Source organism: Phenylobacterium sp. (assembly GCF_044371015.1).
Taxonomy (GTDB): Bacteria; Pseudomonadota; Alphaproteobacteria; order Caulobacterales; family Caulobacteraceae; genus Phenylobacterium.
Genome location: NZ_JBILUK010000111.1, coordinates 1 through 9,971 on the forward strand (window position 1 = coordinate 1; position 9,971 = coordinate 9,971).

Sequence of the window (9,971 nt, forward strand, 5' to 3'; positions counted from 1 at the left end):
GGCTCTGGCCTAAGCTGTCAAAGTATGAAGTCGGCTGCCTGCATGGTACCATTGCCAACCATGACCAATTGGAAGTCCGCCAAACCGTCGCCGTTGGTGTCGCCCATCAACGTCGTGTTGCCGTTCGACACCACAGCACGAAGTTCTCCGGCAGTCTTGGTGAAGGCGTTCGAACCAACGAACGTGAACCTTTGATCACCCGCCAGGCTGGTATTGGCGTCAATCGGGCTAAGATTGATTTTGTCACCCTCGCTCCGCGAGAAATCGAGGATCCGATCGGTCGCGCCCAGATCAGCAGCGCGGAACAGGAACACATCTGACCCGGCGCCTCCGGAGAGCGTATCGGCGCCCGCACCGCCTTCGAGCGTGTCGGCGCCAAGGCCGGCGGACAGGCTGTCCGAGCCCGCGTCACCCCCTAACCTATCAGCCTCCGCGTCGCCTTGAAGCGTGTCATCTCCCATTCCGCCCGCCAGCGTATCTGCGCCATTGCCGCCGGAAACCAAGTCGTTGCCGCCACCCGCCTGAATGAGGTCATTGCCACCCAGGCCGTGTAGTTCGTTGGCCGCATCACTGCCGGAAATGCGATTGTTGAGCTCGTTGCCGGCTCCGAAGTAGGCGCCATTGGCCATACGCAGGTTCTCGATGTTGGCGCCGAGGCCAAAGTCGACACTGGTAATCACCGTGTCCGCACCCTCACCAGCCTTCTCGACTACAGTCTCAAACATGTTCTTGACATAGTAGGTGTCGTCGCCGGAGCCGCCCGATAGCGTGTTGTGGCCGTAGCTACCGCCATAGATGATGTCGTTCCCGCCACCGCCGTCCACAAACGTATCCCGGGCACCATCCACTGCAAGCTTATCGGCTCCGGCGGTACCGGTCACGGCAACGGCATTCGCTCGGGCGACCTCCATCTCTCTGACGGCTTCGGCCGCCTTGGCATCCAGCGCGGCGAGGCTGATGGTGCCTGCGTTCACTAGAGTGATCTCTTGGACGAAACGCATAACTTGGTCCGAGAGTTGCTCAGCGGTCGCTTTATTCGCGCTGTACCAAGCCGCCTGCAGCGCTTTGCCGCCGTCGGACGGCGTAGCGATTGTAGCGTCACCTTCTCGAACAATGTTGGTCGCGCCATCGGTATGGTATTCCGTGGCCTTGTTGGCCACCATGGACACACCGTCGCTGTTGATCACAGAAATCCAGGACTTCTGATCCGGCAGACCGGACACAACATTTCCGGTCAGAACTAGGTTCTTGCCGCTGTTCAGCGTAATTCCGTGGTACATACCACCGACAATCAAATTGTCGACGATCTTCACGTCGGTGAACGGCAGCCCACCCACCTGATCCCGGAAGAATATCCCTTGGATCGGGTCGCCTCCTCCGCGTAAAACTACGTTGTCCTGAACTAGGATATTTGTCGCCGACTTGGTCGTGTGGGTGGTCCAAAACTGGATTGCGTCCGGGTGATCGCCTTCACCTGCGTGGAAGTCGGTGAAGTAGTTGCCCTTGATCGTAACGTTCGAGCTACCGCCGCCGCGGATGCCGTCAGTCCGGATATCGTGGAAGTGGTTGTTGTTGATCCGCACGCCGCTTGAGTCGAGATGCTGGATCCCATGGCGAAGCTCATGGAACTCCGAGTTGGTCACCGTCACGTTGGCGCTGTTGCGGATCATCAACGCGGCCGCGTCGTTCAGCGGATTGCCATCGAGGCTGCCGTGCACATTCAACGCATCAAGATTGACGTTCTTCGATCCAAGAATTTGGAACTGATAGTCTGGCTTCGCCGCGTCCACCACGAACTCCAGCCCGCGGAAGGTCAGCCCCTGGCTGTCCTTCACCATCAGGCCGGTCAGTTTGGCCATCGCCGTCGGATCTTGCGAGGTGATGGTCACCGCGCCGTCGAACTTGGCGCCGGTGATCGCCGTCGGGGCGTAGGTTCCCGCCTGAAGCTGGATGACATCGCCAGCCTTGGCCACCTTAAGCGCGGACACAAGACCAGCCGAGTCCTTCACAATCGTCGTAGCCACCCAAACCTCCAACTCTCGCTTGGGTGTCGACTGGCGATCTCGCGTCGCCAAAACTCACACCCCACCAACAACGGCAGAGTATGCGTGAGGCAATTTCGGTCGACTTAAGGTCGATCGTTAATTAAAGGTGAATTTAACAATGTGTTATCCAAATTTCTGGGCGCATCTTTGATAACTGACGGCTGTATCAATTGTTCCGAAACGCCGCCCCCTCATGCGCCAGCAGCCAGCGTTTCCGCTCCAACCCGCCGCCATAACCCGTCAACGACCCGTCGGCGCCGATCACCCGGTGGCATGGCACGATGAGCGCGACGGGGTTCGAACCGTTGGCCAGTCCCACCGCTCGCATCGCGGTCGGGCGGCCGATCCGCGCGGCCAGCCCCGCATAGCTCAGGGTCGAGCCCGCCGGGATCGTGCAGAGCGCCTGCCAGACGGTGCGCTGGAAGTCGGTCCCGGCGCCCACCCACCTGACCGCGTCCAGGGCCTGAATCTCGCCCGCGAAATAGGCCGCCAGCGGCGATCTCAGCGGCCCCTCCCCCGCCTTCACCGGCACGCCGGGATAGCGCCGCTCAAGCCACCGCCCGAGCTTGTCGGCAAAGTCGGTCCAGTCGAACGCGCGCAGCACGCCCGCCTCGTCCGTCACCGTGATGGCGGTCCCGATCGGCGTCTCGATCTCGTCGCGGATCAGCAGGTCAGGCGGCGCGGCGGTCATCGGTCGGGCTCCGGCGGGGTTGGGTTTCGGCCGCGTCAGCGGACCACAGATGTTGAGCGGCATAGGCGCGCCAGGGCCGCCAGGCGGCGCTGCGGGCCAGTAACTCATCAGGCGTCGGCCGCCTCCCCTCGGCGTCCGTCATCGCCCGCATCAGGCCGATATCGGCCTGCGGAAAGGCGTCCGGCTCGCGCAACTCGCGTAGGGCGATGTACTGCGCCGTCCACTCCCCAATGCCGGGCAGCGCCTTGAGCGCCGCGATCGCGCTGGTCAGATCGGCGCGCGGCGCGAAGATTCCGGGGTCGTCCACCACCGCGCGCGCCAGCGACTCCAGCGCCGCGCCCCGCGCCCGGGGCATGCCCAGGGTCGCGATGTCCTGCCCCACCAGCCGGCCGGGCGTGGGAAACGTCCGGGTAAGACCCAGACCCGCCGCCCAGGGGTCCTCGAACGTCGCGCCATAGGCCGCCGCCATCTTGCCGGCCAGTCCACGCGCCGCCTGCACTGTCACCTGCTGACCGAGGATGGCCCGGGCCGCCAGTTCGAAACCATCCCAGGCGCCCGGCGCGCGCAGTCCTGGCCGCGCGGCGACCCGCGGCGCCAGCGCCGGGTCCTGACTGAGATGCTCTCCGATCCGCACCGGGTCCGCCGAGAGATCGAAGACGCGTCGCACCCGGGCGATCACCTGCGGCACGACCGCGAGGTTCGGGAACCTCAGCTCTACCGAGAGCGCGTCGTCGGCCCTTGGCGCCACGGTCACCACGCCGGTCACGCCGTCCACGCTCAGCACCCGCGCGTAGCGATCGGCGGTCACGGCCTCCACGCCGGCGATGGCCCGGCCCGCCAGGAACTCGATCATTGCCCCCCAGTCGTAGGGCGGCTTGTAGGCCAGCCGCACGACCAGCCCCTGCGAGGCTGGTATGTCCGCTAGCCGAGACCGGCGCAGCTCGCCGGGCGGCCGCTGGAACAGCGCCAGAAACGTCTCGTTGAACCGCCGCACGCTGCCGAACCCCGACGCCAGCGCCACCTCGGCCATCGGCAATCGCGTCTCCTGGATCAGTTGCTTGGCCAGCAAGACGCGGCGTGTCTGGGCCACCGACACCGGAGCCGCGCCCAGATGCTGCCGGAACAGCCGCCTGAGTTGCCGCTCGCCCACGCCCAGTCGCGCAGCAAGGGCGTCGACATCGCCATCATCCAGCGCGCCGGCTTCGATCAGCGTCAGCGCCCGCGACACCGTGTTCGACGTGCCGCGCCAGGCGCCCAGGTCGGGCGACGCCTCCGGCCGGCATCGCAGGCAGGGCCGGAACCCCGCCTCCTGCGCCGCCGCCGCCGTCGGGAAGAACGCCATGTTCTCCGCCTTCGGCGTGCGCGCCGGACAGATCGGCCGGCAATAGATCCCGGTGGTACGAACGCCTGCGAAGATGCGCCCGTCAAACCGGGGGTCCCGCGTCAGAAACGCGCGGCGGCAGGCTTCGAAATCCAGGTCCATAGGCGCCAGAATGCGCGCGCCGCCGCACCACGTCTCGCGGTTTTCGGACTCGGATCGATCAGCCCAGCGCCGCTAGACGCCGATCCCTCCCGATCGACCAGGCCGCCGCCAGATGCGCCGCCACCGTCAGCACCACGAACGGAATCACGGCGGCGAAGCCCCAGACCAGCGACTGGTCGCCCCGCACCGGCTCGACGGCGTCGGCGATCCAGCCCACATAGACCGGCCCCACGCCAAGCCCGACGAGGTTCAGCACGAACAGCAGGATCGCACCGGTCATCACCCGTCGCGCGGGCTCGACGGCGTTCTGCGCAATGGTCAGGGCCGGCGCCAGATAGGCCTGGTTCATCAGCATCGGACCCAGCAGGAACAGCATCGCCAGTTCCCAGGTCGGCGCCCACAGCATGCCGAACCAGAACGGGATCGAGAGCGCGAAGGCGATCGCCGGCACCCAGGCGAACCAGCGCTTGTCCTTCACGCCGAGCCGGTCGACCAGCCAGCCCGAAACCAGCGTGCCGATGATGCCCGTCACGCCCAGCGCGAGGGCGTAGACCGTTGAGACCTGGGCGGGCGTCATGCCCTTTGTCAGCTCCAGGAACTGCGGGTTCCAGACCAGTCCGGCATAGCCCACGAACGCCGACATGGCGCTCGAGACGGCGGTCAGCACAAGGGTCCGGTTCGCGAAGAACCCGCGGATCGCGTCCAGAAGCGGCGGCGCCGGCGGGTGCGCATCCGCGCCCTCGGCAACGCGATCGAGCCCGCCGCGCTTGGGCTCCCGCACGAAAATCAGCATCAGGATCCCAAGCACCACGCCCGGCAGTCCGATGATGACGAACGCCATCCGCCAGCCGTAGGCCAGCGCCAGTTGCCCGGCGAAGAACGCGCCCAGCATCGAGCCCACCGGCACCCCCAGCGAATAGAGCGCCAGCGCCGTCCCCCGCTTCTCGGCCGGAAAGTAGTCCGAGATCATCGAGTAGGACGGCGGCGATCCCCCCGCTTCACCGAACCCGACACCCATCCGGTAGAGCAGGATCTGGGTGAAATTCTGCGCCGTGCCGCATAGCGCGGTGAACAGGCTCCAGATCGCGCAGGAAATCCCGATGATCCACTTGCGGCTCACCCGGTCCGCCAGCCACGCCACCGCGATGCCGGCGGTCGTGTAGAGCAGCGCGAACGAGGTCCCGCCGAGAAACCCGAACTCGGTCTTCGAGAGGCCCAGGTCGGCGGAAATCTGCTTGCCCAGGATCGACACGATCTGCCGGTCCAGGAAATTCAGCGTGTAGATCACCGCCAGGAAGCCGACGACGAAGTAGCTGTAGCCCATCGACCCAGCCGGTCGCGTCGCTGTCGTATCGGTCATTGCATCTGCCCCGTTTCACCCCGGCGGCTATGTGGCACGCTGCGCCGATCCGCGCCAACCGGCCTCAGAGGCTCTCCAAGCGGCTTCAGAACCACTGGCGTTGCGCCTGCGCCCCCAGGTCTCTACCTCGAGCGCACGCCGGAACCCTGGCGCGATCATCATCGGACTCCCCGTTGCCCGCCCAAACCCTGACCCACCTGCAGCGCCTAGAAGCCGAGAGCATCCACATTTTCCGCGAGGTGGTCGCCGAGTGCGAGCGCCCGGTCATGCTCTATTCCATCGGCAAGGATTCCGCGGTGATGCTGCGGCTGGCGCAGAAGGCCTTCTATCCTTCCAAGCCGCCGTTCCCGCTGCTCCACATCGACACGACCTGGAAGTTCAAGGCCATGTACGAGATGCGCGAGCGCATGGGCCGCGAAAGCGGCATGGACCTCCTGATCCATCAGAATCCCGAGGCCAAGGCCCAGGGCATCAATCCGTTCGACCACGGTCCTGTCCATACCGACATGTGGAAGACCGAGGGGCTCAAGCAGGCGCTCGACAAGTACGGCTTCGACGCGGCCTTCGGCGGCGGTCGCCGCGACGAGGAGAAGTCCCGCGCGAAGGAGCGCATCCTCTCATTCCGCACCGCCGAGCATCGCTGGGATCCCAAGAACCAGCGCCCCGAACTCTGGCGGCTCTACAACACCCGCAAGGCGCCGGGAGAGACCTTCCGCGCCTTCCCGATCTCCAACTGGACCGAGCTCGATATCTGGCAATACATCCAGCAGGAGGACATTCCGATCGTGCCGCTCTACTTCGCCGGCGTTCGCCCGGTGGTCGAGCGCGACGGCGTGCTGATCATGGTCGATGACGAGCGCATGCGGCTCAAGCCGGGCGAAGTCCCGATGATGAAGTCGATCCGCTTCCGCACCCAAGGCTGCTACCCGCTGACCGGCGCGGTCGAAAGCACGGCCTCGACCCTCTCCGAGATCATCCAGGAGATGCTTCTCACCACCACCTCCGAGCGTCAGGGCCGGGTCATCGACCACGACCAGACCGCCTCGATGGAGAAGAAGAAGCAGGAGGGCTACTTCTGATGGGATCTGTTCAGGCCCCCCTCCACCGCCTGCGGCGCTCCCCCTCCCCCGTTGGGGGAGGACGTCACGCTGCCTTCGCCTCGATAGTCCTCCCCCAACGGGGAAGGGGGACCACGCGAAGCGTGGTGGAGGGGGCGCGCTGATGGCCCACAAGTCCGACCTCATCGCCGAGGATATCGAGGCCTATCTGCATCAGCATGAGCACAAGTCGCTCCTGCGGTTCCTCACCTGCGGCTCTGTGGACGACGGGAAGTCCACCCTGATCGGCCGCCTGCTCTACGACTCCAAGATGATCTTCGAAGATCAACTTGCGGCGCTGGAGGCCGATTCCAAGAAGGTCGGCACTCAGGGCGGCGACATCGACTTCGCCCTGCTCGTCGACGGACTTTCCGCGGAGCGGGAGCAGGGCATCACCATCGACGTGGCCTACCGCTTCTTCTCCACTGACAAGCGCAAGTTCATCGTCGCCGACACGCCGGGCCACGAGCAGTACACCCGCAACATGGTCACCGGCGCCTCCACGGCGGATGCGGCGATCATCCTGATCGACGCCCGCAAGGGCGTGCTGACCCAGACGCGCCGCCACAGCTATCTCGTGAGCCTGCTCGGCATCCGTCACGTGGTGCTGGCGGTCAACAAGATGGACCTGGTCGACTGGAGCCGGGAAACTTTCGACGCCATCGTCGCCGACTACCGCGCCTTCGCCGATCAGATCGGCATCCGCGCGTTCACCGCTATACCGATGTCGGCGCTCAAGGGCGACAACATCACTGAGCCCAGCGCCAACGCGCCCTGGTACGAGGGCCCGCCGCTGATGCGCTGGCTGGAAGGCGCGCCGGTCGAGGATATCCAGCAGGACAAGCCCTTCCGGATGCCGGTCCAGTGGGTCAACCGGCCCGACCTCGACTTCCGCGGCTTCTCCGGCCAGATCGCCTCGGGCGTGGTCCGTCCCGGCGACAGGGTGAAGGCCCTGCCCTCGGGCCGCGAGAGCACGGTCGCCCGCATCGTCACCTTTACGGGGGACCTGCCTCAGGCGGTCGCCGGCCAGTCGGTCACCTTCACCCTGACCGATGAGATCGACGTCAGCCGGGGCGACATCCTGGCCACAGCCGTCAGCCCGCCGGAAGTCGCCGACCAGTTCGAATCCACCCTCGTCTGGTTCGATGATGAGGGCCTGCTGCCCGGCCGGCCCTACCTGATGAAAATCGGCGCCCGGATCGTGCCGGTGCAGGTCGGCGAACCCAAGCACAAGATCAACGTCAACACGCTGGAAAAGCTCGCGGCCCGGCGGCTCGAACTCAACGAGATCGGCGTCTGCAACCTCTCGCTCGCCTCGCCGATCGCCTTCGATCCCTACGCCGAGAACAAGGACACCGGCGGCTTCATCCTGATCGACCGGATGACCAATCGCACGGTCGGAGCGGGCCTGCTGCACTTTGCACTCCGGCGCAGCCAGAACATCCATTGGCAGGCCATGGACGTGAACAAGGCCGCCCGCGCCCAGTCTCTCGGCCAGTCCGCGCGTGTCGTCTGGTTCACCGGGCTGTCCGGCTCCGGCAAGTCCACCATCGCGAATCTGGTGGAAAAGCGCCTGCACGCCGACGGCCGCCACACCTACATCCTCGATGGCGACAACGTGCGCCATGGCCTGAACCGGGACCTCGGCTTCACCGAGGCCGACCGGGTGGAGAACATCCGCCGGGTCGCCGAGGTTTCGAAACTCATGGTCGACGCCGGCTTGATCGTGCTGGTCAGCTTCATCTCGCCGTTCCGCGCCGAACGCCGCATGGCGCGCGAGCTGTTGGCGGAGGGCGAGTTCATCGAGGTGTTTGTCGATACGCCCCTGGCCGAGGCCGAGCGGCGGGACGTCAAGGGCCTCTATGCCAAGGCGCGAGCCGGCGAGCTCAAGAACTTCACCGGAATCGACAGCCCCTACGAAGCGCCTGAGGCCCCGGAGATCCGCATCGACACCACCCAGGTCTCGCCCGAGGAAGCCGCGGAGCAGATCGTCAAGCGTCTGTTGGGCTGAAGGGCCTCAGGCCCCGTCGCGGTGGTAGGTCATGGCGAGTGAGAACCGCTCGGCCGGATGCCGCGAGTCTGAGGCCACGATCACCCGGCTCGCCCCGTGGATATAGCGCCGCTGGGTCCTGAGGGCCGCGCCGCCCGGCCGGACATGCAGGGCGCGGGCCGCTTCATCGTCCAGCACCTCGGCCATGATCCGCTGTTCGATACGGTCCGGACGGATGCCCCAGCGCTGTTCGATCAACTCCTGCACCGCTCCAGGCCAGGTTCCGATCTCGGACTCGATCTCCATGAATGATTGCGGCACGTAGAGCCGTGTCAGCGCCAGGACCTCGCCCCGGTCGCGACGGCGCACGCCGTCCACGACCAGCCAGAGTTCGCCTTCGCGGGTCTCCAGCCAGGCAGCCTCCTCGGCGGTCAGGCCGCGCTTCAGACCCTGTGTCACCGCCATGCGCGCGTCGCGGGCGTATTGCATCAATTCCTGAGGGCCGCCCAGCGGCTGAACGAACGCCGCGGGCCGTTCCGCCGCGACGACCCGAGTGCCGGCGCCCTGGCGACGTTCAACCAGGCCCTCATCGATGAGAATACGCAAAGCATCGCGCGCCGTGTGCCGGGAAACCCCTTCGGCGCGGCAGATCTCCAGCTCCGTCGGCAACAGCGCCCCGACCGGATAGCGTCCGTTGCGGATGCCCTGGCGAAGCTGATCCGCGAGAATGTGATAGCGTGGGATACGGCCCATTCTGCGCCTATAGCCTATCGCCTGCCCTTGACCTATCCGCCCTCGCGCCGGAATAGAACAATATGTCCGGACAAATCCAGACGGTCGCGGAACGACTCGCCGGTCTCCTGGCGCGGCCCGTCAGCGCGGCGGATCGCGCGAGGGCGCGGTCGCATGTCCTGGACTGGGCCGCCTGCGCCGTCGGCGGCGCGGTGGAGCCCGGAGCGGCCGAGCCGCGCGCCTTGGCCGCACTGGAAGGCCAAGGTCCCTGCCGGGTCATTGGCGGGCGCCGGGCCGGGCCCCAGGCCGCCGCCCTCGCCAACGGACCCGCGGGGGCGATCCTCGAGATGGACGACGTCGACAAGCGCGCACTCCTCCATCCGGGGCCCGTCGTCCTGCCCGCCGCGCTCGCCGCCGCCGAGGCCGTCGGCGTAAGGGACGGGAACACGTTCCTCGACGCCGTCGTTCGCGGCTACGAGGCCATGATCCGGGTGGGCCGGGCCGCCGGCGCGGGCCACTACCGCTTCTTCCACGCCACCGGAACTTGCGGCCCGTTTGGCGCGGCGGCGGCGG

General features: G+C 66.3%; 8 protein-coding genes. 3 read left to right on the forward strand and 5 right to left on the reverse strand.

Going from position 1 to position 9,971, the window contains the following annotated elements; translation table 11 throughout:
* Positions 1–17: 17 nt before the first annotated feature.
* The 4 genes from ACIQ3R_RS10630 to ACIQ3R_RS10645 form a co-directional block, all read right to left on the reverse strand.
* On the reverse strand, positions 18–2,024 hold the full coding sequence (locus ACIQ3R_RS10630; protein ID WP_397418244.1) for a right-handed parallel beta-helix repeat-containing protein: 2,007 nt from the start codon (positions 2,022–2,024) through the stop codon (positions 18–20).
* A 187-nt stretch (positions 2,025–2,211) separates the two neighbouring features.
* Complete coding sequence (locus ACIQ3R_RS10635) at positions 2,212–2,736, reverse strand: methylated-DNA--[protein]-cysteine S-methyltransferase (RefSeq protein ID WP_397418247.1); 525 nt, start codon at positions 2,734–2,736, stop codon at positions 2,212–2,214.
* Positions 2,717–4,219, reverse strand: coding sequence for a DNA-3-methyladenine glycosylase 2 family protein (locus ACIQ3R_RS10640; RefSeq protein WP_397418250.1), 1,503 nt, complete (start codon positions 4,217–4,219; stop codon positions 2,717–2,719). Before ACIQ3R_RS10640 ends, ACIQ3R_RS10635 begins: the two co-directional genes overlap by 20 nt.
* Before the next feature lie 58 nt (positions 4,220–4,277).
* The gene (locus ACIQ3R_RS10645) at positions 4,278–5,579 is read right to left on the reverse strand and encodes a spinster family MFS transporter (protein WP_397418253.1); all 1,302 of its coding nucleotides are present in this window, start codon (positions 5,577–5,579) and stop codon (positions 4,278–4,280) included.
* 146 nt (positions 5,580–5,725) lie between these two features.
* On the opposite strand from ACIQ3R_RS10645, the gene cysD reads away from it, so the two are divergent.
* Together cysD and cysN are read left to right on the forward strand one after the other, a co-directional pair.
* Positions 5,726–6,658 (forward strand): sulfate adenylyltransferase subunit CysD, encoded by a 933-nt coding sequence (gene cysD / locus ACIQ3R_RS10650; RefSeq protein ID WP_397418264.1) that lies wholly within the window; start codon positions 5,726–5,728, stop codon positions 6,656–6,658.
* A gap of 142 nt (positions 6,659–6,800) precedes the next feature.
* On the forward strand, positions 6,801–8,687 hold the full coding sequence (cysN, locus tag ACIQ3R_RS10655; protein WP_397418256.1) for a sulfate adenylyltransferase subunit CysN: 1,887 nt from the start codon (positions 6,801–6,803) through the stop codon (positions 8,685–8,687).
* A 6-nt stretch (positions 8,688–8,693) separates the two neighbouring features.
* On the opposite strand, the gene ACIQ3R_RS10660 is transcribed toward cysN, so the two are convergent.
* Positions 8,694–9,419, reverse strand: a complete 726-nt coding sequence (locus tag ACIQ3R_RS10660) for a GntR family transcriptional regulator (protein ID WP_397418259.1) — start codon at positions 9,417–9,419, stop codon at positions 8,694–8,696.
* A gap of 62 nt (positions 9,420–9,481) precedes the next feature.
* On the opposite strand from ACIQ3R_RS10660, the gene ACIQ3R_RS10665 reads away from it, so the two are divergent.
* A partial coding sequence (locus ACIQ3R_RS10665) for an MmgE/PrpD family protein (RefSeq protein WP_397418262.1) occupies positions 9,482–9,971 on the forward strand: 490 nt, incomplete at its 3' end.

What these genes read in the sequence shown, in the direction of transcription:
- ACIQ3R_RS10645 (WP_397418253.1), bottom strand. Translation starts at nt 5,579, where the DNA reads ATGACCGATACGACAGCGACGCGACCGGCTGGGTCGATGGGCTACAGC.
- ACIQ3R_RS10660 (WP_397418259.1), bottom strand. Translation starts at nt 9,419, where the DNA reads ATGGGCCGTATCCCACGCTATCACATTCTCGCGGATCAGCTTCGCCAG.
- cysN (WP_397418256.1), top strand. Translation starts at nt 6,801, where the DNA reads ATGGCCCACAAGTCCGACCTCATCGCCGAGGATATCGAGGCCTATCTG.
- ACIQ3R_RS10635 (WP_397418247.1), bottom strand. Translation starts at nt 2,736, where the DNA reads ATGACCGCCGCGCCGCCTGACCTGCTGATCCGCGACGAGATCGAGACG.
- ACIQ3R_RS10640 (WP_397418250.1), bottom strand. Translation starts at nt 4,219, where the DNA reads ATGGACCTGGATTTCGAAGCCTGCCGCCGCGCGTTTCTGACGCGGGAC.